We start from the raw sequence: 21706 nt of genomic DNA, 5'->3' as shown, positions 1-21706 counted from the left end.
CGCAAGCCGGTAGATTGGTACACAGTAGTTTTTGCCAGCTCTTGCCATAGAAACGGATTCTGACCCGTGGTCCTTCGCCTCTCCCAGCTGTTCCTGCGCACCTTGCGTGAAGATCCCGTCGACGCCGAAGTCGCAAGCCACAGACTCCTGGTCCGTGCGGGCTATATCCGCCGTGCCGCACCGGGCATCTACACGTGGCTGCCTTTGGGATTGAGCGTCCTGCGCAAGGTCGAGCAGATCATCCGCGAGGAAATGGCCGCTATCGGCGCCCAGGAAGTCCACTTCCCGGCACTGCTGCCCCGCGAACCGTACGAGGCGACCAACCGCTGGACCGAATACGGCGAAGGGCTGTTCCGCCTCCAGGACCGCAAGGGTGCCGATTACCTCCTCGCCCCCACGCACGAGGAAATGTTCACCCTCCTGGTCAAGGACCTGTACTCCTCGTACAAGGACCTGCCGCTGAGCCTGTACCAGATCCAGAACAAGTACCGCGACGAAGCACGCCCCCGGGCAGGCCTCCTCCGCGGCCGCGAATTCATCATGAAGGATTCCTACTCGTTCGACGTCGACGACGCCGGCCTGGACGCGAGCTACGCGGCCCACCGTGCCGCGTACCTGAAAATCTTCGAGCGCCTTGGCCTTGAGGTCATCCCCGTTGCCGCCACGGCAGGCGCCATGGGTGGATCCAAGAGCGAGGAGTTCCTGCACCCCACCGAGATCGGCGAGGACACCTTCGTGCGCTCGGCGGGCGGCTATGCCGCCAACGTCGAAGCCGTGACCACCGTGGCCCCGGCCGAGATCGACTTCAGCAACGCGCCTCCCGCACGCGTCCTGGACACCCCGGACACGCCCACGATCGACACCCTCGTGACGGCTGCCAACCAGCTCGCCGCGCGCAGCGATTCCGACGGCGGCGCCTGGACTGCCGCCGACACCCTCAAGAACGTGGTCCTCGCCGTCACGCTGCCCACGGGCGAACGCCAGATCGTGGTCATCGGCGTTCCCGGTGACCGCGCCGTGGACCTCAAGCGCGTCGAAGCCAACATCGGTTCATTCCTGCCCATTGCTGGCGAAATCGGGCTCGAAGCGGCGAACGAGGACGACCTCAAGAAGATTCCGGAACTCGTCAAGGGCTACATCGGCCCCGGACTTGTCCTCGGCGAGGCCGTTCTGGGGCTCGAAGGAACGTCCAAGTTGCTCTTCCTTGTTGACCCCCGGGTTGTCTCGGGTACCAGCTGGGTTACCGGGGCGAACGAAGACGGAAAGCACGTGTTCGGTCTCGTAGCCGGGCGCGACTTCGCCTGGGATGGCGTCATCGAATGCACCGAGGTCCGCGCGGGAGACGAAGCCCCGGACGGCTCCGGCCCCTTGGAGACTGCCCGCGGCATCGAAATGGGACACATCTTCCAGCTCGGCCGCAAATATGCCGAGGCCCTCGACCTGAAGGTCCTCGACCAGAACGGCAAGCAGGTTGTGGTCACCATGGGCTCCTACGGTGTCGGCGTGACACGTGCCGTGGCCGCCCTGGCCGAGGCCAACAACGACGACCGTGGCTTGATCTGGCCGCGCTCCGTGGCCCCCGCGGACGTCCACGTGGTCGCCGTCGGACGTGGCGAGGAAATTTTCGCGGCGGCCGAGAAGCTCTCCGCCGAACTCGAGGCCGCCGGCCTCGACGTGATCTACGACGACCGCCCCAAGGTTTCCCCCGGCGTGAAGTTCGGCGACGCCGAGCTCGTGGGCGTCCCCACCATCGTGGCGGTGGGCCGTGGCTTGGTGGACGGCGTTGTGGAGATCAAGGACCGTCGCACGGGCCAGGCAGAGAACGTGGCAGTCGAGAAGGCTGCCGACTACGTGGTCAACGCCGTACGCCAGAAGTGATCTCCGGCTTCGAGTCGGTCCAGCTCACCACGCTCGTCATGATCGTGGTGGCTGGATTCGCGGCCGGTTGGATCGATGCCGTGGTGGGCGGCGGGGGACTGATCCAGCTCCCCGCCTTGCTCCTGGTTCCGGGGATCACCCCGGTCCAGGCGCTGGCCACCAACAAGATGGGCTCTATTTTCGGGACGACAACTAGCGCTGTCACCTACTACCGCCGGGTTGGCCCTGACCTCAAGACGGCCATACCCATGGCGGTGATTGCCCTCGCGGGCAGTTTCGGCGGAGCCGTCCTGGCGGCCAACCTTCCCGCGAGCGTCTTCAAACCCATCATCGTGGTGGCCCTCATCGCCGTCGCGCTCTTCACTGCGCTGCGGCCCAATGCAGGCGAGCTGACCGCGCTGCGTCATGACGGCCACACGCACTACGTGGTGGCCTGCGCCATAGGCGGCGTGATCGGGTTCTACGACGGCCTGATAGGTCCTGGTACAGGCTCCTTCCTGGTGATCGCCCTCGTCTCCGCGATGGGCTATGCCTTCCTTGAGGCCAGCGCCAAGGCGAAGATCGTCAACATGGCCACGAACGCCGGTGCCCTGTTGTTCTTCCTGCCGCACGGATCACTGCTGTGGGGCGTCGGCGCCGTGCTGGGCTTGTCCAACATGGCCGGCGGCTACCTGGGCGCCCGGACAGCCGTGAAACAGGGCAGCGGGTTTGTGCGGATTGTGTTCCTGATCGTGGTCGGCGCGTTGATCGTCAAACTCGGCGTGGACGTCTGGAACGACTACTTCGCCACGTAGCGCCCCGGACGTCGCAAGCGATGGCCGCAGGGAAGCCCCGGGCGTAGCATGCACTCATGTGGGTCGATTCCGGCGACTATGAGCAGGCACTGGAACGTGCATGGGAGCATACGCGTGAGTGGTTGAGGGCCTTGCCCGGGCGGCCGGTACGGCCAAGCACCACGGCTGACGACGTCGCGGCAGTCTTCGGTGGACCGTTGCCGGCCAGCGGACTGGACGCAGCCTCGGTCATTGATTTCCTTGCCGAACATGCAGAGCCCGGGCTCATGGCCATGCAATCGGGGCGTTTCTTCGGTTGGGTCATCGGCGGCACGGTGCCGGCAGGCCTGGCTGCGGACTGGATGGTTTCCGCATGGGACCAGAACTCCGGACTGCGTTTTGCCACACCCGCCACTGCCGGGATCGAAGAGGCGGCAGGGCAATGGCTCCTTGAGCTGCTCGGCCTACCTGTTGGCTCCGACGTCGGATTCGCGACCGGCGCAAGCATGGCCAACTTCACGGCGCTCGCGGCGGCCCGATGGCGCCAGCTGGCCGCCGTCGGCTGGGATGTCAACGCCGGGGGACTCCAGGGCGCGCCGAAACTTCGTGTCCTCGTCGGGGCCGAGCGCCACGAGAGCCTGGACATGGCCTTGCGCTTCCTGGGCTTCGGGGCCCCGGAGGTTGTTGCGGCGGACCATCAAGGAAGGATTGACCCAGCCGCGCTTCGGACTGCGTTGGAGTCCGGTTCCGGTCCGGCAATCGTGTGCCTCCAGGCCGGGAACCTGCATTCCGGAGCCTTCGATCCTTTCCTTGAGGCGATTTCCGCTGCCAAGGATCATGGCGCGTGGGTCCATGTTGACGGGGCTTTCGGGCTGTGGGCAGCCGCTGTGCCGGGACTGCGGCATCTGGTGGAGGGCGTCGGATTGGCCGATTCGTGGGGAACTGATGCCCACAAGACCCTCAATGTGCCGTACGACGCCGGGATCGTGGTGGTACGTGACGTTGCTGCCCTGCGATCCGCCATCGGCATGCACGCCGAATACTTGATGCAGGATGACCACGGCCCCGGCGACCCCATGGAGAAGGTACCCGAGCTTTCCCGACGGGCCAGGGGAGTGCCGGTATGGGCGGCCTTGCGTTCCCTGGGTGGGGATGGCGTGCGGGAGCTTGTCGCCGGGCGCGCCGAGTGTGCCGCGGAACTGGCCAGGCGGCTTGCCGAGGTGCCCGGCGTCGAGGTCCTCAACGATGTGGTGTTCACGCAGTTGTCGCTGGCCTTCGGTTCCGACGAGAGGACGCGTGCCGTGACGGACTTCATCATGGCCGACGGGAGGGTCTGGATGTCCGGTTCACGCTGGCAGGGCAGGGATATCCTGCGAGTCTCGGTGACCAACTGGTCCACGGACTCGGCAGACCTGGATATCGCGGTGCAGGCCATCAAGGATGCTCTGGCGGCCACCGCCTAAGCGTGGCGCCTGAACGGTACGGCCTCCGGCGCCCTGAAGCTAGCTCGAGGCGGCCAGTCCAGGTTCGGGCAGGTCGTGTGCGGCGGGCAGGCCGTCCAAGGGACGTCCTGCGAGGGTGCTGGCCACCCACAAGGAGCGTGCAAGGTCGCCCTCATGCCGTGGCTTTCGGGCATACCACAGGGCGTTTTCGACCTCGCGAACCAGGCTCCATTCGCGGGCCGCTTCGCCGTCCAGGCCGGCCGCGCGGCTGAAATCCGCGCAACGCTCCAGGAGCGCAACCTCCGGGGCCGTCGTGGAGAGGTCGCGGATACGGTTCCACAAGATCGGGGCGACGGCGAACTCCGCCTCACCGATCTTTGGTTGCGGATCGATCGCCACGTATGCGCGCCTTCCGGCGGCCCGGGCGCCATTGAGGTGGGGGAGGATGTTCATGAAATGCAGGTCGCAATGGACCAGGACGTCCCTGCCCGCCCGCCGTCCGACAGCGCCCCGGGTCTGGCACACCTCCAATGCGGCTTCCAGGAGCCATCGGGGGAAGGGCTGGCCAAGGTGCTCCCAGTCCGCCGGCAACTCATCGCTCCAGCGCTCGGCACGTGCCGCTATATGCTCAAACTCTTTCCACTCGTGCCGCTCGTCGGGTTCGATGCTGAGTTCCTTCACGAGCGATCCCCACACGTCGCGGGCTTCGTCCATCGGGGCGCCCTGTAGCCAACTGACGGCGTCGAGCCGCTCCAGGAGCATCGCGCAGGACGCGGCATCGGCGTCGAGCATCCTGACGGCCCCGGTGCCGCCCCACAGGGCCAGCGCGTGCCGTTCAACGAGGGCCTCCTCGTGCGGGAACGCTATCTTGAGCACCGAACGGGCGCCGTTGTAGAGGACCGGAATGACGATGCCGCCGTGGCCATTCCAAGGTTGCCCGCCGGGTTCCAGGTCAACGGACAGCCGCCAGCGTTCCAAGCTGGCATTGATCAGTCCGGGCAACCCTGAGAGCCACGCCCGCCCCTCCGCTGTGCGGGAGTAGCGTGCCTGGAGGTCGCCAGGGATCGAAACGAAGGTAGACATCACTGTCAGCCTACCCAAGCCGGTCCGGGGATGGTTCAGACCACTCCGGAGGAGCCCAGGAGGCTTCCGATGAAGAACGTCGCAGCAAGCGCAAGGGCTCCGCCGATGACGACCCGCACGGCGGCGCGGGTCTTCGAGCTGCCGCCGATCCACGCCCCGATCGCTCCCGTGATGGCCAAGGCGAGCAGCACGGAAATGAAGGTCAGCGGTACACGCAGTCCCGGAGGCGGGAGCAGGATCGCGAGCATCGGCAGTACCGCGCCGAGGGTGAAGGCAATGGCGGACGCGAAGGCCGCATGCCAAGGGCTCACGATGTCGTCCTCGTCGATGTTCAATTCGGCGGAAAGGTGGGCCGCCAAGGCGTCATGCTCCGTCAACTCCGCGGCCACTTTCCGCGCTGTTTCAGGCCGCAGTCCCTTGGCCTCATAGATCGCAGTCAATTCCGCGAGCTCTTCTTCGGGTTCCTCGGCGAGCTCCCGGCGTTCCTTCTCGATGAGGGCCTTTTGGCTGTCACTTTGGCTGCTGACGGAGACGTACTCGCCGAGTGCCATGGACACCGCGCCGCCCACGAGTCCGGCGGCTCCGGCAGTGAGGATCGCGCCGGTGTTCGTGGTGGCGCCGGCGACACCCACCACGATGGCGGCGACGGAGACGATTCCGTCATTGGCGCCAAGGACGCCTGCCCGGAGCCAGTTGAGCCGGTGGGCGAGGTCGTTGGCGTGTGGTTCGTTCTCGTGCAGGGCTGCAGTTTCGATGGAAGCCATGGTACAAGCCAAGCACTTGGAATCTGCTGCCGCCAGCAAAGAAAGGCTTTCCTATGGACCCGGAGTGCTGCTCGGCAGCGGGGGCAGCGCCTTGCCGTCGACCGCAAGGCCAGCGAAGGGACCAACCGGGGTTCCCCAGGCCTGGCTGCGTTTGGCGGCGTCCACGAGCCCGTCGATCGCCCATTGGCGCGTCTCGCCCTCCGACAACGCGACGAGGTCGGCGTAGGCAGTCAGCGAGCTGGACTCCATGCTCCCGAGCGCCAGCCCGGGTTTGGCGGCGAAAGTCGCAGGCAGGCGATAGCCGGCTTCCCGCGGGGGCGTGGCGATGCAGTGCAGCCGGCCCTGGGCCTCCGCTCCGCGGAGCAGCTCCTGGTGGCGCGCCAACCACGTGCTTGCCGTCGCCGACGCCTTCGCGTCCAGCTTGGTCAGGGCCACTTGGTATGCATAGATCGCCTCCTGTTCCGAGCTGACGACGGCGGCAAGGGCTCCGGGCAGATCGGCCTGGGTGGGCGCCGTTCCGGGTGTCGGTGCCGTCGTCGAGGTGCCCGTTGAGGCAGGGCAGCTCGGCGGCGGTGCCGGGGCGGCACTCGCCCCGGGCGGGGTCGCTGGTAGCGGCAAGCCCCAGTTCGTGGCAAGCCGCGATGACTCAAGCAGCTGGGCGGTCCCGACGGCGGCAAGCAGCCGGGCCATGCCGCCGTCGGCATTCGCGGCGTCCGCCAAGCGACGGGAAGCGCTCGCGGAGAGCGCGGAGACGAAGCCAGCCCGCGTTGGGCGGTCCTGCGTGGCACGGAGGCTGGCGGAAGCCGTGGGAGTGCTCGACGCCGACGAGCCGGAAGGTTGCAGCAGCGCCTGCGCCTGGCTTGTCAGCAACATCACAGTGTCGGTGCTCTCCAGGAGCGATGCGCTGCCCAGGAGCGTCTCGGCCGAAGAGAGCGCTTCGGAACGGGCAGTTTCGGAAAACGGCACCGCCTGGGGCTTTCCAACGTCCCGCGGGACAAGCACGGCGCCGACTCCGAGGACAAGGACTGCGAGGAAAGCCAGCAGGAGGGTCCTCATCCAGCCATGGCTCCGTGGTTTCTCAACAGTCTCGTGGTTCACAACAGACTATGGTGTCACGCCCACAGGCAACTTGCGTCCCCGCGGAGGGACCCCGTGCACCACGCCGCCGCAAATGTCGTTAAGCTAGTAGTCACAACATCATCTATCGGGAGGCGGCTGGCCAGTGAGTCATTCGGAAGCCACGACTTCAACAGACCAGGCTGGAACGGATCCGACGAGTCCAGCACAACACGAGGTCCGCAACCCCGAGGAGAGCAGGCTGAAGGCCCTTCTGGAGCCTGCCGTCCTGGCGAGCCGGCTCTATCTTGAGGATGTTGCCATCCACGTTGCCGGTTCGCACCGGGTAGTCCACGTGGTCATCGACCTGCCGCAGGAGGAAACCGGCGGCGTCAGCCTGGACGTCATCGCGGAAATCTCCAGGGCGCTCTCGGACATCCTGGACAACGATCCCCGCACCGACGGCCGCCCCTACGACCTCGAGGTCTCCTCGCCCGGCGTCGGGCGCCCCCTCACGGAGCCCCGCCACTGGCACCGGGCCCGCGGACGCATGGTCAAGGTCAACGTGATCCAGGGTGAGAACCTGACGGGCCGCATCCAGTCCGTCGACGACGACGGCGTCACGCTGGTTCCCGAGCAAGAGGTCAAGAAGGGCATGAAGCCCAAGCAGGGCGAACCCGTGAAGATTCCTTTCGACAGGATCCGCCAAGGAAAAGTCGAGATAGAGTTCAGCCACCTCAACGAGGCCGTGCTGGAAGACGAGTACAACGGACCTTCCGAGGAGGCCTAATGGATATTGACATGAGTGCGCTGAGACTCCTGGAGCGTGAGCGTGAAATCCCGCTGGACCTCCTGATTCCCACCATTGAGCAGGCGCTCCTGGTGGCATACCACAAGACGCCGGGCGCCTTCGAAAAGGCCCGTGCGGAGCTGGACCGCAAGAGCGGGCACGTGACCATTTGGGCCACGGAAATCGACGACGACGGTGAAGCCATCGGCGAGTTCGAGGACACTCCTGCCGGATTCGGCCGCATTGCGGCGAGCACCGCGCGGCAAATCATCCTGCAGCGCCTGCGCGACGTCGAGGACGACAACGTCCTCGGCGAGTTCAAGGGCCGTGAAGGCGAACTCGTCGCCGGCCTGATCCAGCAGGGCAACAACCCGCACATGATCCAGGTGAACCTCGGTTCCGTGGAAGCACTGTTGCCGCCGCCCGAGCAGGTGCCGGGGGAGAAGTACACCCACGGCAACCGCCTGCGTGCGTTTGTGGTGGACGTCCACCGCGGCGCCAAGGGACCCTCCATCACGCTGTCGCGTTCACACCCGGGCCTTGTACGGAAGCTTTTCGAACTGGAGGTCCCGGAGATCGCGGACCGATCCGTCGAGATCGTGGCATTGGCACGCGAGGCCGGACACCGGACCAAGATGGCCGTCAAAGCCAACACCCCGGGCATCAACGCCAAGGGTGCCTGCATTGGTGAAATGGGTTCCCGCGTCCGCGCGGTCATGACCGAACTCAATGACGAAAAGATCGACATCGTCGACTTCAGCGACGATCCGGCGACCTTCATCGCCAACTCCCTTTCGCCGTCGCGCGTGAATTCCGTCACTATCACGGACGAAGCCACGCGTTCGGCCCGCGTGGTTGTTCCCGACTACCAGCTCTCCCTCGCCATCGGCAAGGAAGGCCAGAACGCCCGCCTCGCAGCCAAGCTGACCGGCTGGCGGATCGACATCGTCTCTGACGCCACTCCGGCCAAGGGCAACTAAATAGACCAAACGGTGCCCGGCCCCGGATCCCCGCAGCTTGTGGATTCGGTGGCCGGGCACTCGGGGGCTTAGAATGGATGGAACCGGGCCTATGCCCGGTATCCGTGCGCTTTGGCGTGCTCGCGGCTTGTGGGGCAATAATCCCGGCAAGTCGAGGGTGGGCGCCGAGCCAAGCAGAACCGCAGAAGACAGGCAAAGACACTGAGGCAGGTTGATACACCCAGTGACTGAACTGCTTCACACCAGGCACCAGCCTGTGCGCACCTGCATCGGATGCCGGAAACAAGGCAAGCGGAGCGAGTTGATCCGGCTTGTCGCCGAAGGCGGCGGGTCACCCGTCGTCCTGGTGGATGAACGACGCCGGATGGCTGGCCGGGGTGCGTGGCTGCACCCCAGCACCACATGCCTGACGCTGGCAAGCAAACGGCGTGCTTTCGCTAGGGCCCTCGCGGGCGCAAGTGAAGTCACCGCCGTCGAACGCTACCTGGCGGCAGTCATACCCCTTGCGGACACCCACGTGAAAGCAGGAAAACCGTCCAAACCTGAAAGCGGGTCAGAAAACTGATGGAAACCCGATGAGTTCCCAGCGATGAGTGCGCAACGATGACAACTTTGTTGCGCTCTGCACAGGGCCTATCCGCCGCGTTAGCGGCAGGGGCCCGCAGTAAGAATTAGACGGTTCGTGCCTGGCTCGGTGCGGACCGAGACAGGAGAAATGTGGCCAAGGTCCGCGTACATGAGCTCGCCAAAGAGCTCGGTATTACTTCCAAAGATGCAGTGACAAAACTGCAGGAATTGGGCGAATTCGTTCGCTCCGCCTCTTCGACAATTGAGGCACCGGTCGTGAAGAAGCTTCGCGACGCCTATCCGGGCGCCGGCGCTGCGAAGGCCGCTGCCCCGGCAGCACCTCGCGTTGCAGCCCCCGCGGCACCCGCTGCCCCTGCTGCACCGGCAGCATCCCGCCCGGCTCCGGGCCCCGCTGCGCCCAAGGCTCCGGTTCCAGCCCCCAAGGCTGAAACCCCCGCCCCGGCGGCGCCTGCGGCTCCCGCAGCCGCAGCAAGCCCCGTTTCCGCCAAACCGGGCGCCCGTCCGGCACCCAAGGCCGAAGCCCCTGCCCCGGCACGTCCGGGCAGCCAGGCACCGCGGCCAGGCGGCCCCCGTCCGGGCAACAACCCGTTTGCGACCTCGCAGGGCATGCCCCGCGGCCGTGGCGACGGCGAGCGTCCTCCCCGTCCGGGCAACAACCCCTTCGCAACTTCGCAGGGCATGCCACGTTCCGGTGGCCGCACTGACGGCGAGCGTCCCGGCGGTCCGCGTCCCGCGGCCGGCGCAGGCGGTCCCCGCCCCGCAGCCGGTTCCGGTGGTCCGCGTCCGGGTGCTCCGCGCCCCGGTGCTCCCCGTCCGGGCGCTCCGCGTCCGGCAGGTGGCCCCGCAGGAAACCGTCCCAGCCCGGGCATGATGCCCAACCGCACCGAGCGTCCCGCTCCCGGTGGCGCAGGCCGTCCGGGCGGCGCTGGCCGTCCCGGTGGTGGCGGCCCCGGCCGTCCGGGTGGCGCTCCTGGTGCAGGCACCGGTGGCGGAGCTCCCGCCGGCGGTGGCTTCGGCAAGGGCGGCCGCGGACGCGGCGGTACCCAAGGTGCCTTCGGCAAGGGTGGCGCAGGACGCGGCAAGCAGCGCAAGTCGAAGCGTGCAAAGCGTCAGGAACTGGAGCAGATGAGTGCTCCGTCGCTGGGTGGCGTATCCGTACCCCGCGGCGACGGCAACACCGTAGTCCGGCTCCGTCGTGGCTCGTCCATCACGGACTTCGCCGACAAGATCGAGGCGAACCCCGCTGCACTGGTGACCGTGCTGTTCCACCTCGGTGAAATGGCAACGGCTACGCAGTCGCTGGACGAGGACACCTTCGGCCTGCTCGGCGCCGAACTTGGCTACAAGGTACAGGTTGTCTCTCCGGAAGACGAAGAGCGCGAGCTCCTCGACTCGTTCGACATCGATCTCGATGCCGAACTGGAAGCCGAAGGCGACGACGTCCTCGAACCGCGTCCGCCGGTTGTCACCGTCATGGGTCACGTTGACCACGGTAAGACCCGATTGCTCGACGCTATCCGGAAGACCAACGTGGTTGCCGGCGAACACGGCGGCATCACGCAGCACATCGGTGCCTACCAGATCAGCCACGTCCACGAAGGCACTCCGCGCGACATCACCTTCATTGACACCCCGGGTCACGAGGCGTTCACCGCCATGCGTGCACGTGGTGCCAAGGTCACCGACATCGCCATCTTGGTTGTCGCAGCCGACGACGGCGTCATGCCGCAGACGGTGGAAGCACTCAACCACGCACAAGCGGCCAACGTGCCGATCGTCGTCGCGGTCAACAAGATCGACAAGGAAGGTGCGAACCCGGACAAGGTCAAGGGCCAGCTCACCGAGTACGGCCTGGTTCCCGAAGAATACGGTGGCGACACCATGTTCGTTGAGGTTTCTGCCCGCCAGAACATTAACATTGACGAACTGATCGACGCCGTGCTGCTGACCGCAGACGCCGCTTTGGACCTGCGCGCCAACCCGGACAAGGACGCTCGAGGCATTGCCATCGAAGCGAACCTGGACAAGGGCCGCGGCTCCGTGGCCACCGTCCTGGTCCAGTCCGGTACCCTGGCCGTCGGTGACACGATCGTGGCCGGTACGGCCCACGGCCGCGTGCGTGCCATGTTCGACGAAGACGGCAACGCCCTCGACGTCGCGCTCCCGTCCCGTCCGGTCCAGGTCCTGGGCCTGTCCAACGTACCGCGTGCAGGCGACACCTTCCTGGTGACCTCCGACGAGCGTACGGCCCGCCAGATCGCTGAAAAGCGCGAGGCAGCCGACCGCAACGCGGCACTGGCCAAGCGCCGCAAGCGCATCAGCCTCGAGGACTTCGACAAGGCTGTGGCCGAAGGCAAGATCGACACCCTCAACCTCATCCTCAAGGGTGACGTTTCCGGTGCGGTCGAAGCCCTCGAAGACGCCCTGCTCAAGATCGATGTGGGCGACGAAGACGTTCAACTGCGCGTCATCCACCGCGGTGTGGGTGCCATCACGCAGAACGACGTCAACCTCGCCACGGTGGACAACGCCATCATCATCGGCTTCAACGTCAAGCCCGCCGAGCGCGTGGCTGAACTGGCCGATCGTGAAGGCGTGGACATGCGCTTCTACTCCGTCATCTACTCGGCAATCGATGACATCGAGCTGGCCCTCAAGGGCATGCTCAAGCCGGAGTACGAGGAAGTCCAGCTCGGTACCGCCGAGGTCCGCGAAGTCTTCCGTTCTTCCAAGTTCGGAAACATCGCCGGTTCGATCGTGCGCTCGGGCATCATCCGCCGTAACACGAAGGCCCGCGTCAGCCGCGATGGCAAGGTCATCGGCGACAACCTCACCGTTGAGACGCTCAAGCGCTTCAAGGACGACGCCACCGAGGTCCGCACGGACTTCGAGTGTGGTATCGGTCTTGGCTCGTACAACGACATCAACGAAGGTGACATCATCGAGACCTTCGAGATGCGCGAAAAGCCGCGGGTCTAAGGTATTCGCTTTTGCGCGGGGTGCCTCCGAATTGTGGGGGCGCCCCGCCCCTACGCTGGGCGGCCCGGGATCTACGATCCTGAGCCGCCCAGCTCCGGTAGGCCCGATGCCACTCCCGGGCGCCCCCACAACTCTCCGGCATCGTCATAGACTCACCTCAGGTGCGTGGCAGCTTATGCAGACTCAACATTGCGAGACGCCACCGCGCCGTCGTACGCAAATTTTAGGAGTAGAAATGGCTGATCCGGCACGCGCTGCCAAGTTGGCGCAGCGGATTAAGGTTGTTGTTGCTGAGGCACTGGGCCGGCGGATCAAGGATCCTCGGGTTGAGGGCATCACTATTACGGATGCCCGCGTCACCAACGATCTTCAGCACGCCACCGTGTATTACACCGTCTTCGGCGACGAAGCCGCCCATTCTGATGCTGTTCGGGCGTTGGAGAAGGCCAAGGGTGTTTTGCGCCAGGAAGTGGGCCGCAACATCACCGTGCGCCTGACTCCGACCTTGGAATTCGTTGCCGACCTCATCCCGGTCAACGCCTCGAACCTTGAGGAGCTCTTGCGCACCGCCAAGCAGCGCGACGCCGAGGTGGCCGCCCTGGCCGCCGGCGCCAAGCACGCCGGCGACGCAGACCCGTACAAGAGCGATGCCCCGCAGGATGCGGACATCGACGAAGACGATTTTGACGAAGAAGACATCGACCTCCGTGCCGATGAAGACATCGACGAAGACGGCGGCAAATAGTCCGGCGCTTCCCTGGGTGGGACCGGATCCGCAGCTCTGAGGGCTGCCGGGTCCGGTCCTCCTTGTTTAACCGTGAAAAGCCGGGCCAAAATGCTGGCCCGTCGCTAAGATCGGAGCATGGCGGCCCACGATGCAGCTCAGAGTCCCGAAGACTACCTTGAACACGCCGTGCGGCTCGCGGTTCAAAACGTGGCCGACGGCGGCGGCCCTTTCGGCGCCGTCGTGGTCACTCCGGACGGACGGCTCCACGACGGCGTCAACCGGGTCACCCGCGACAACGACCCCACGGCGCACGCAGAAGTAGTGGCCATCCGGCGGGCCGCGTCGGAACTGGGGAGCTTCAACCTCAGCGGCTCGGTGCTCTACTCAAGCTGCGAACCGTGCCCTTTGTGCCTCTCGGCGGCCCTATGGGGCCGGGTCAGCCGCGTCTACTTTGCCGCCGATCGGCACGGGGCAGCGGCCGCAGGCTTCGACGATGCCGTGTTCTACGAATATTTCGACGGCAACAGGCCCGACCTGCTGCCCGTCCAACACACTGACGTTCCTGCATCCGAGGCTCCCTTCGATGCCTGGCGCGGGCACAAGAACCGGACCAAATACTGAGGCTCACGTCCGCGCCGGGAGACGCCCGACGCCGTCGAGCAGTTGCTGCTGGTCACCGCACAAAGCGATCCTGATCCATCCTTCGCCGATGGAACCGAACGCGGTTCCCGGTGCCACGGCCACTCCAGAGTCTGCCAAGAAGGTGCGCACCCAGGCACGCACGTCCCCGCCGCTCACATGCGAGACGTCCGCCCAGAGATAGAAAGCTCCCTGGGCGCCCAGGAAGGGAATGCCCTTCCGGGCAAGCACCGCCGAGGCAGCATCGCGGTTGGAACGGTAGTGCTCCCGTGCCGTGTCCACATAGTCCTGCGGGCCGGTCAGCGCCGCGACGGCAGCGTACTGGGACGGCGAAGCCACGCAGGAAACGATCGCTTCCATGATGTTGTTCATCTTCCGTTCGAGGCCCGGCGGGCAAATGAGTGCGCCGATCCGCAGTCCCGTCAGCCCGTACGTTTTGGACAAGGTCAGGGACGTGAAGACCCGGGCCTCCCCGGGAACGGCGCTGTCGAAGCGGGCGGGACTCGTGTGCGGAACGTCGAAGGTGAAGGCTTCGTAGCATTCATCCGAAATGATCCACAGATCGTGTTTGACGGCCAATTCCACGAGCTCGCGCGTCGTTTCCTCGCAGATCACTGCGCCCAGGGGATTGGACGGCGAATTCAGGACCAATACCTTGGTGCGCGGCGTGATCAGGGCCTCGATGTCCTCGATGCGGGGTTGGAACTCGTGCTCCGGGTAGAGCGGATACTGCACCGGGACGGCGTGCAACAAATGGCTTGTCATGGCAAAAGTCGGGTAGCCCGGATTGGGAATCAGGATCTCGTCGCCGGGGGAGAGGAGCAGGCTCATCGCGAAGTGCAGTCCCTGCTGGGCTCCGTCCACGACGTACACGCGCTCCGCCCCGATATCCACCTTGTTGTGGGCACGGAAGCGGTCGGCAAAGGCTTCACGCAGCGCCGGGATTCCGGCATTGGGGGTGTAGTTGGTCTCGTCCCTGTCCAGGCATGCGATCCCCGCGTCCAGGATATGCCGGGGCAGCGCGAAGCCCGGCTCGCCGATGCTGAGGACGATCACCCCGGGGGTGCTCCAGGCCGCCTCGGTGATCTCGCGGATCTGGTTCACGGGCACTTCGCAGACGTGTGCGGCAAGCTCAGGCATGGGAGCCATCTTAGCCGCGGTCCCGGAGCGTCCAGGGAAGCCGCGGGCCGCAGGATGCATGCCCCGGCGCGGATATACTGGGAGGCGTGCTTTCTGGACTGGTAATCGTTGACAAGCCGCAAGGATGGACCAGCCACGATGTGGTTGGACGGATGCGGCGACTGGCCGGTACCCGGAAAGTGGGCCATGCGGGGACCCTGGATCCCATGGCCACGGGGGTGCTTGTGCTTGGCATCAACAAGGCCACGCGATTGCTGACCTACATCGTGGGCACCTCCAAGACGTACTCCGCCACCATCCGGCTCGGTGAATCAACCATCACGGACGATGCCGAGGGCGACATCACCGCAAGCCGCAGCGCCGCCGCAGTCACTGAGGACGCCATCCGTTCCGGCGTCGCGCAGCTGAGCGGCGAGATCCAGCAGGTCCCCAGCAGCGTCAGCGCCATCAAGGTCAACGGCGAACGGTCCTACGCGCGCGTGCGTTCGGGGCAAGAGGTCAAGCTCGCCGCCCGGCCCGTGACCATCCACCGTTTCGAGATCCACGCCATCCGGAGGGTCGACGACGGCAGGGTGGTGGACATCGACGTGACCGTCGAATGCTCCTCAGGCACCTACATCCGCGCGCTGGCACGCGACCTGGGCGAGGCTCTCGGCGTCGGCGGCCATCTGACGGCGCTGCGCCGCACCCACGTGGGACCGTACTCCCTGGAGCAAGCCCGCACCCTCGAACAGCTTGCCGAGGAACTAGAAGTCCTCGACATGTCCGCCGCCGCCCGGGCGCTCATGCCCAACCGGGAACTGAGCGACGCCGAAACCACCGAAATCTCCTTTGGCCGCAGGATCGCCGCGGGACCCGCTGCCGGCACGGCCGGCGCGGCCACCGCCGAGAACCCGGCTGCCGCGTTCTCTCCGTCAGGGGAGCTGGTGGCGCTGTTGGCCGATGCGGGGAGCTTCGCCAAGCCCGTCCTGGTGTTCGCCCCCGACAACGAAAAGCAGGCACAGTAACCATGGACGGATACTTTTACGCTGTCCTGATAGTGGGCCTGTTGTCCACCATCATTTGCGTCGCGGCCGGCATCATGAAGAAGGCCCCCAACGACGTCACCATACTGTCGGTTGCCGCCGTCGAACTCGTCCTGCTGGTCTATCTGGTGGGATCGATCATCCGCGTGGCGATGGGTGAAAAGATCGCGGGGGAGCCCTGGGAATTCTGGGGTTACATCATCACGGCGCTGATCCTCCCCGTCGTCGCGGTGTACTGGTCCATCCTGGAGCGGACCCGTTGGAGCAATTTCGTCATGGGCGCCGTGGGCGTCACCGCATTGGTCATGGCGGCCCGCATGAACCAGATCTGGTACTGACATTGGAAGAAGCACACGAAGTGACTGTTGAAACCACCGGGAAGAAGAACCGGGACACCCGCAACACCGGGCCCGGGAGGCTGCTGATTGCGGTCTACGCGGTGTTCGCGATCTCGGCCACGGCTCGTGCCGGCTACCAGATCCTGACCAAGTTCTCGGATGCTCCCTTGGCCCACATCCTCTCGGCTTTCGCCGCCGTGGTGTACATCGTGGCCACGGTCTCCCTCGCGAAGCCAGGCCGCACGTGGTTCAAGGTGTCCCTCGCGGCCGTCCTTGTTGAGATGGTCGGCGTGGTGGTGGTTGGCGCCATCAGCCTTTTCGATCCGGTGGCTTTCCCGCACGACACTGTGTGGTCCTTGTTCGGACGTGGATACGGCTTTGTGCCGTTGATCCTGCCGGTCCTGGGACTACTGTGGCTCTACCGTCGGCGTCCGGCACCACTCACGCAGTAGAAATCGGAGCCCCGCCACCGGGCAAGGGCGCCGTGGGATAGCGGGTAACCTTAGAGAATTCCGGCGCCGGAGCAGGCACCGGGCATAGTCAATACCAGCAGTAAAAGGCGAGGTTGATGGTCCACATCTGGAACGATCCCACCGAGGTCCCCGAGGATTTCGGTCCCAGCGTCGTGACCATCGGCAACTTTGACGGCGTCCATCGCGGACACCAGCAAGTGCTGACGCAACTGTTGCGCACGGCAAAGCAGCACGGTGCGCGGTCCGTCGTCGTGACCTTCGATCCCCACCCGGCACTGGTCCATCGGCCCGACTCCGCTCCGGAGCTCCTCATGGGGCTGCAGGACAAGCTCGATGCCCTGGCCGGCACGGGCGTGGACGCCGTCCTCGTCATGAAATACAACCTCACGCTTGCCGCCATGACGCCCGAGGAATTCGTCGTCAAGGTCCTGCTGGACGGGCTTCACGCAGCACATGTCGTTGTGGGCCACGATCTTCGTTTCGGCGTGGGAAATTCCGGCGACGTCGGCACCATGCAGGAATTGGGCAAGGAACTCGGATTCGGCGTCCACGTGGTCAACGAGTTCGGCGCGGAAGGCTTTCCAGTACACGACGACGGCGGCACGGACCGCCGCTGTTCCTCCACCTGGGTGCGCGAGGCCCTTGCCGAAGGCGACGTGGAGACCGCGTCCGCCGTCCTCGGCCGCCCGCACAGGATGCGCGGCGAAGTGGTCCATGGCGCTGCGCGCGGACGCGCCCTGGGCTTTCCGACCGCAAACCTCGACCACGGCGCCACGGGCTACGTACCGGCGGACGGAATCTACGCCGGCTGGCTCGTGGACGAATCCGGAACCCGCTGGCCAGCCGCGATTTCAGTGGGTTCCAACCCCACGTTCGACGGCGTGAGCCGCCAGGTGGAAGCGCACGTGATCGACCGCCCCGAGGAGGCGGTGGAGGACTTCAACCTCTACGGCCAGACCGTCGTGGTGGAATTTACGGCGCGGCTGCGAGGCATGGTGGCCTACCGCGGACCCGAGGCCCTGGTGGAACAGATGCGGCTGGACGTCGTCCAAGCCCACCATCTCCTGCTGGACAAGTAGCCCCCTACCGTGAGCGTTGAGAAGAACACCCGGCCACTCGACGAAGGCATCGTCAAGGACTTCAGCTCACGCATGAGCTACGCCTCCTACCTGCAGCTGCCCGTGCTGCTCAGCGCCCAGCAACCTGTCAGCCAGCCTGAACACCATGACGAACTCCTGTTCATCATCCAGCACCAAACCACCGAGCTCTGGCTAAAGCTGGTCCTGCACGAACTCCGCAGCGCGGCCGCCTGGCTCCGCCAGGACGACCTCGGCTCCGCGCTCAAGGCCATCGCCCGGGTCAAGCACATCCAGAAGACGCTCACCGAGCAATGGTCGGTGCTCGCAACGCTCACCCCCACCGAGTACTCCCAGTTCCGTGGCTTCCTGGGCAATGCCTCCGGCTTCCAGTCGAGCCAATACCGCGCGGTCGAGTTCATCCTCGGCAACAAGAACGCCAAAATGCTGCCAGTGTTCGAATCGGATCCGGAGTCCCGGACCATGCTGGAGGAGCTCCTGAATGCCCCGAGCATCTACGACGAATTCCTGGCTTACCTGGACCGGCATGGCTACGACGTTCCGCGGTCCGTCCTGGACCGGGACGTCACCCAGGCCCACGAGTTCGCCCCCGAGCTCTTGCCTCTTTTCAAGCACATCTACGAACATGCCGCAGACAACTGGGCGGCGTACGAAGCGTGCGAGGAACTGGTGGACTTGGAAGACAACTTCCAATTGTGGCGCTTCCGGCACCTCCGCACGGTGCAGCGGACCATCGGCATGAAGACCGGAACCGGAGGCTCGAGCGGTGTCTCCTTCCTGAAGAAGGCCCTTGACTTGACGTTCTTCCCTGAGCTTTTCGCCGTCCGGACCGAGATCGGGCAGTGAGCGGCGGCCGTCGTTGAAGAGGCTTTGATGAGGGTCACACGGCAGCTTTCGACAAGATTGCCGGGCTGCCGGTAAACTGAGGGATGGATCCGGCTGCAGTCCGTGGCGGCTGGACCTGTTTTGTGTGCGGTCATCGGCGCATTACAACCCGGCAGCGAGGCGCTGAATCGGGACGCACGGCACAACTCTAGGAGTTCACGTGGCACTTGAAGCCGCTGTTAAGCAGTCCATCATCGAGGCATACGCAACGTCCAAGGGCGACACTGGTTCGCCGGAGGTCCAGATTGCAGTCCTGACTCAGCGGATCAAGGATCTGACTGAGCACATGAAGGAGCACAAGCACGACTTCCACACCCAGCGCGGTCTGCTGGCCATGGTTGGTCGTCGCAAGCGCATGCTGGGCTACCTCAAGAAGACTGACATTGCCCGCTACCGTGCGCTCATCGAGCGCCTCGGCCTGCGCCGCTAGTTTGACTTCGGGCGGCCCGATCCTCCGCGGAACGGGCCGCCTTTTCTCCATAACTAAATCCAACACTTAACAGGAGTTCAACCGCATCGCGCATTCGCGGTCCTCGGTAGTGATCCCCGGGAGCAGCCTTCTGCGATGAAGGCACAGCCCGTGGGTCTCGATCGATGACCGGGTGTCGTACAGGCCAGGAACAGACGCTGGCCTGGGTCGATGCGGGAGGACTTCCGCTAAACAAGAAACGGAGGTGACTCTCAATGGAGGGTCCCGAAATCCAGTTCTCAGAAGCCATCATCGACAACGGCCGCTTCGGCAAGCGTGTAATCCGCTTCGAAACCGGCCGCCTCGCCAAGCAGGCAGCCGGCGCCGCGATGGTCTACATCGACGAAGACACCGCACTGCTGTCCGCAACCACCGCAGGCAAGTCCCCGCGTGAAGGCTTCGACTTCTTCCCGCTGACCGTCGACGTCGAAGAGCGCATGTACGCCGCCGGCCGCATCCCGGGCTCGTTCTTCCGCCGTGAAGGCCGCCCGTCCACCGAAGCCATCCTGGCTTGCCGCCTCATGGACCGCCCGCTGCGTCCCGCGTTCGTCAAGGGCCTGCGCAACGAGGTACAGATCGTCGTGACCGTCCTGGCGATCAACCCGGACGAGCTCTACGACGTCGTGGCCATCAACGCCTCGTCCATGTCCACCCAGCTCTCCGGCCTCCCGTTCTCCGGCCCGATCGGCGGCGTCCGCGTTGCCCTCATCGCCGACGAACAGGGCACCGAATGGGTTGCCTTCCCGAAGCACTCCCAGCTCGAGAACGCCGTCTTCAACATGGTTGTTGCCGGCCGCATCGCCGGGGACGACGTCGCCATCATGATGGTTGAAGCCGAAGCCACGGACAACTCCTGGAACCTCATCAAGGAACAGGGCGCCACCGCTCCCACCGAAGAGGTCGTTTCCGAGGGCCTCGAGGCTGCCAAGCCGTTCATCAAGGCCCTGTGCGAGGCCCAGGCTGACCTGGCCGCCCGCGCTGCCAAGCCCACGGTTGAATTCCCGGTCTTCCTGGACTACCAGGACGACGTTTACGCCGCTGTTGAAGCCGCCGCTGCCGAGAAGCTTGCTGCTGTCTTCCAGATCGCCGACAAGCAGGACCGCGACAACGCCTCCGACGAACTCAAGGACGAAGTCCTTGGCGCCCTCGCCGACGAGTTCGAGGGCCGCGAGAAGGAACTGTCCGCAGCCTTCCGCTCCTTGACTAAGCAGGTTGTCCGCCAGCGCATCCTCAAGGACCAGATCCGCATCGACGGCCGCGGCCTGACGGACATCCGCCAGCTGACCGCCGAGGTAGAGGTCCTGCCCCGCGTTCACGGTTCCGCCATCTTCGAGCGTGGAGAAACCCAGATCATGGGTGTCACCACGCTGAACATGCTCAAGATGGAACAGCAGATCGACTCGCTGTCTCCTGTCACGCGCAAGCGCTACATGCACAACTACAACTTCCCGCCGTACTCCACCGGTGAAACCGGCCGCGTCGGCTCCCCGAAGCGCCGCGAAATCGGCCACGGTGCACTCGCAGAGCGCGCCCTGGTTCCGGTTCTCCCGTCCCGCGAGGAATTCCCGTACGCCATCCGCCAGGTGTCCGAGGCCCTCGGCTCCAACGGTTCGACGTCGATGGGTTCCGTCTGTGCCTCCACGCTGTCCCTGCTCAACGCAGGCGTGCCGCTGAAGGCCGCCGTTGCCGGTATCGCCATGGGCCTGGTTTCCGACCAGGTTGACGGTCAGACCCGCTACGCTGCCCTGACCGACATCCTCGGCGCCGAAGACGCTTTCGGCGACATGGACTTCAAGGTTGCCGGTACTTCCGAGTTCGTCACGGCCATCCAGCTGGACACGAAGCTCGACGGCATCCCCGCATCGGTCCTGGCCGCAGCCCTGAAGCAGGCCCGCGAAGCCCGCCTGCACATCCTGGACGTCATCAACGCCGCCATCGACACCCCGGACGAGCTCTCCGAGTTCGCACCGCGCGTGATCGCCGTCAACATCCCCGTTGACAAGATCGGTGAGGTCATCGGCCCCAAGGGCAAGATGATCAACCAGATCCAGGAAGACACCGGCGCCGACATCTCCATCGAGGACGACGGCACCGTCTACATCGGCGCCACCAACGGTCCGTCTGCTGAAGCAGCCCGTGCCGCGATCAACGCCATTGCCAACCCGCAGATCCCGGAAATCGGTGAGCGTTACCTGGGCACGGTCGTCAAGACCACCACCTTCGGTGCGTTCGTTTCCCTGACCCCGGGCAAGGACGGCCTGCTGCACATCTCCGAGCTGCGCAAGCTGGCCAGCGGCAAGCGCGTGGACAACGTCGACGACGTCGTCTCCGTGGGCCAGAAGATCCAGGTCGAGATCACCAAGATCGACGACCGCGGCAAGCTCTCCCTCTCCCCGGTTGTGGCCGAGGAAGAAGGCGCCGTCTCCGAGGAAGCTCCCGCCGAAGAGGCTGAAGTTTCCGCCGAGTAGCCTGAACCGGCAAACACGCGGCAGGACCGGTGGACATGTCCACCGGTCCTGCCCGGTTTTAACGACGGATTCCCGTCCCGGGGGCGATGCGCCCGCTGGTACGATTGCAGCC

At 65.3% G+C, this 21706-nt stretch carries 20 protein-coding genes; 16 read left to right on the top strand and 4 right to left on the bottom strand.

Annotated features, from left to right (window positions below):
* Positions 1-66: 66 nt before the first annotated feature.
* The 3 genes from AC3WJM_RS04110 to AC3WJM_RS04100 are packed head-to-tail and all read left to right on the top strand — an operon-like array spanning position 67 to position 4114.
* A complete protein-coding gene (locus AC3WJM_RS04110; protein ID WP_441433206.1) occupies positions 67-1878 on the top strand; it encodes a proline--tRNA ligase in 1812 nt (603 codons plus the stop codon).
* Positions 1875-2672 carry a sulfite exporter TauE/SafE family protein gene (locus AC3WJM_RS04105; protein ID WP_441433207.1) on the top strand — a complete coding sequence of 266 codons (798 nt, stop codon included), beginning with the start codon at positions 1875-1877 and terminating at the stop codon, positions 2670-2672. Before AC3WJM_RS04110 ends, AC3WJM_RS04105 begins: the two co-directional genes overlap by 4 nt.
* Positions 2673-2728: 56 nt before the next feature.
* Positions 2729-4114: a pyridoxal phosphate-dependent decarboxylase family protein gene (locus tag AC3WJM_RS04100; protein WP_492271247.1), complete on the top strand. Its 1386-nt coding sequence runs from the start codon at positions 2729-2731 to the stop codon at positions 4112-4114.
* Between the two features lie 39 nt (positions 4115-4153).
* Here AC3WJM_RS04100 and AC3WJM_RS04095 read toward each other — a convergent pair whose 3' ends face one another.
* From AC3WJM_RS04095 to AC3WJM_RS04085, 3 genes are read right to left on the bottom strand one after another with little or no spacing between them, the layout of a single operon-like run.
* Positions 4154-5176: an aminoglycoside phosphotransferase family protein gene (locus AC3WJM_RS04095; protein WP_492271246.1), complete on the bottom strand. Its 1023-nt coding sequence runs from the start codon at positions 5174-5176 to the stop codon at positions 4154-4156.
* Between the two features lie 35 nt (positions 5177-5211).
* On the bottom strand, positions 5212-5940 hold the full coding sequence (locus tag AC3WJM_RS04090) for a VIT1/CCC1 transporter family protein (RefSeq protein WP_234753091.1): 729 nt from the start codon (positions 5938-5940) through the stop codon (positions 5212-5214).
* Between the two features lie 51 nt (positions 5941-5991).
* Positions 5992-6996 (bottom strand): DUF4439 domain-containing protein, encoded by a 1005-nt coding sequence (locus tag AC3WJM_RS04085; protein ID WP_441437843.1) that lies wholly within the window; start codon positions 6994-6996, stop codon positions 5992-5994.
* A gap of 166 nt (positions 6997-7162) precedes the next feature.
* Here AC3WJM_RS04085 and rimP point away from each other — a divergent pair, with 166 nt between their 5' ends.
* The 6 genes from rimP (at position 7163) to AC3WJM_RS04055 (ending at position 13681) form a co-directional block, all read left to right on the top strand.
* Entirely contained in the window at positions 7163-7786 is a 624-nt protein-coding gene (gene rimP / locus AC3WJM_RS04080; RefSeq protein ID WP_059387824.1) for a ribosome maturation factor RimP, read from the top strand.
* Entirely contained in the window at positions 7786-8766 is a 981-nt protein-coding gene (gene nusA, locus AC3WJM_RS04075; protein ID WP_059387823.1) for a transcription termination factor NusA, read from the top strand. Before rimP ends, nusA begins: the two co-directional genes overlap by 1 nt.
* A 223-nt stretch (positions 8767-8989) precedes the next feature.
* Positions 8990-9331, top strand: coding sequence for a YlxR family protein (locus AC3WJM_RS04070; protein ID WP_306962811.1), 342 nt, complete (start codon positions 8990-8992; stop codon positions 9329-9331).
* A 152-nt stretch (positions 9332-9483) separates the two neighbouring features.
* The gene (gene infB / locus AC3WJM_RS04065; protein WP_284989357.1) at positions 9484-12333 is read left to right on the top strand and encodes a translation initiation factor IF-2; all 2850 of its coding nucleotides are present in this window, start codon (positions 9484-9486) and stop codon (positions 12331-12333) included.
* Positions 12334-12568: 235 nt separating this feature from the next.
* On the top strand, positions 12569-13078 hold the full coding sequence (rbfA, locus tag AC3WJM_RS04060) for a 30S ribosome-binding factor RbfA (protein WP_236816645.1): 510 nt from the start codon (positions 12569-12571) through the stop codon (positions 13076-13078).
* Positions 13079-13195: 117 nt separating this feature from the next.
* Complete coding sequence (locus AC3WJM_RS04055; RefSeq protein WP_284989356.1) at positions 13196-13681, top strand: nucleoside deaminase; 486 nt, start codon at positions 13196-13198, stop codon at positions 13679-13681.
* A 3-nt stretch (positions 13682-13684) separates the two neighbouring features.
* On the opposite strand, the gene AC3WJM_RS04050 is transcribed toward AC3WJM_RS04055, so the two are convergent.
* Positions 13685-14839 (bottom strand): pyridoxal phosphate-dependent aminotransferase, encoded by a 1155-nt coding sequence (locus AC3WJM_RS04050; protein WP_492271245.1) that lies wholly within the window; start codon positions 14837-14839, stop codon positions 13685-13687.
* Positions 14840-14925: 86 nt separating this feature from the next.
* Between AC3WJM_RS04050 and truB the strand changes: the two genes are divergently transcribed.
* The 7 genes from truB to AC3WJM_RS04015 all read left to right on the top strand — a co-directional run bounded on the left by truB (position 14926) and on the right by AC3WJM_RS04015 (position 21594).
* Positions 14926-15846: a tRNA pseudouridine(55) synthase TruB gene (gene truB / locus AC3WJM_RS04045; RefSeq protein WP_307053508.1), complete on the top strand. Its 921-nt coding sequence runs from the start codon at positions 14926-14928 to the stop codon at positions 15844-15846.
* A gap of 2 nt (positions 15847-15848) precedes the next feature.
* The gene (locus AC3WJM_RS04040) at positions 15849-16202 is read left to right on the top strand and encodes a hypothetical protein (RefSeq protein WP_284989353.1); all 354 of its coding nucleotides are present in this window, start codon (positions 15849-15851) and stop codon (positions 16200-16202) included.
* A gap of 2 nt (positions 16203-16204) precedes the next feature.
* Positions 16205-16654 (top strand): hypothetical protein, encoded by a 450-nt coding sequence (locus AC3WJM_RS04035; RefSeq protein WP_059387818.1) that lies wholly within the window; start codon positions 16205-16207, stop codon positions 16652-16654.
* Positions 16655-16770: 116 nt separating this feature from the next.
* Entirely contained in the window at positions 16771-17754 is a 984-nt protein-coding gene (locus AC3WJM_RS04030) for a bifunctional riboflavin kinase/FAD synthetase (RefSeq protein ID WP_284989351.1), read from the top strand.
* Between the two features lie 9 nt (positions 17755-17763).
* On the top strand, positions 17764-18618 hold the full coding sequence (kynA, locus tag AC3WJM_RS04025) for a tryptophan 2,3-dioxygenase (RefSeq protein ID WP_332603265.1): 855 nt from the start codon (positions 17764-17766) through the stop codon (positions 18616-18618).
* 199 nt (positions 18619-18817) lie between these two features.
* Positions 18818-19087: a 30S ribosomal protein S15 gene (gene rpsO, locus AC3WJM_RS04020; RefSeq protein ID WP_028266602.1), complete on the top strand. Its 270-nt coding sequence runs from the start codon at positions 18818-18820 to the stop codon at positions 19085-19087.
* Positions 19088-19341: 254 nt separating this feature from the next.
* Entirely contained in the window at positions 19342-21594 is a 2253-nt protein-coding gene (locus AC3WJM_RS04015; RefSeq protein ID WP_492271244.1) for a polyribonucleotide nucleotidyltransferase, read from the top strand.
* The last annotated feature ends 112 nt before the right edge of the window (positions 21595-21706 follow it).

The sequence above is a fragment of the Arthrobacter sp. FW306-1B-G06A genome, from assembly GCF_058781765.1.
Note: the sequence above shows the minus strand (reverse complement) of the source record. Positions and strands in the feature narration are given on the sequence as shown.

Bases quoted from the DNA above. Each gene is read 5' to 3' on its own strand.
- AC3WJM_RS04100 (WP_492271247.1), top strand. From the start codon at position 2,729: ATGTGGGTCGATTCCGGCGACTATGAGCAGGCACTGGAACGTGCATGG.
- AC3WJM_RS04040 (WP_284989353.1), top strand. From the start codon at position 15,849: ATGGACGGATACTTTTACGCTGTCCTGATAGTGGGCCTGTTGTCCACC.
- AC3WJM_RS04050 (WP_492271245.1), bottom strand. From the start codon at position 14,839: ATGCCTGAGCTTGCCGCACACGTCTGCGAAGTGCCCGTGAACCAGATC.
- AC3WJM_RS04015 (WP_492271244.1), top strand. From the start codon at position 19,342: ATGGAGGGTCCCGAAATCCAGTTCTCAGAAGCCATCATCGACAACGGC.
- rbfA (WP_236816645.1), top strand. From the start codon at position 12,569: ATGGCTGATCCGGCACGCGCTGCCAAGTTGGCGCAGCGGATTAAGGTT.
- AC3WJM_RS04085 (WP_441437843.1), bottom strand. From the start codon at position 6,996: ATGAGGACCCTCCTGCTGGCTTTCCTCGCAGTCCTTGTCCTCGGAGTC.
- nusA (WP_059387823.1), top strand. From the start codon at position 7,786: ATGGATATTGACATGAGTGCGCTGAGACTCCTGGAGCGTGAGCGTGAA.
- AC3WJM_RS04090 (WP_234753091.1), bottom strand. From the start codon at position 5,940: ATGGCTTCCATCGAAACTGCAGCCCTGCACGAGAACGAACCACACGCC.
- AC3WJM_RS04095 (WP_492271246.1), bottom strand. From the start codon at position 5,176: ATGTCTACCTTCGTTTCGATCCCTGGCGACCTCCAGGCACGCTACTCC.
- AC3WJM_RS04030 (WP_284989351.1), top strand. From the start codon at position 16,771: ATGGTCCACATCTGGAACGATCCCACCGAGGTCCCCGAGGATTTCGGT.
- AC3WJM_RS04055 (WP_284989356.1), top strand. From the start codon at position 13,196: ATGGCGGCCCACGATGCAGCTCAGAGTCCCGAAGACTACCTTGAACAC.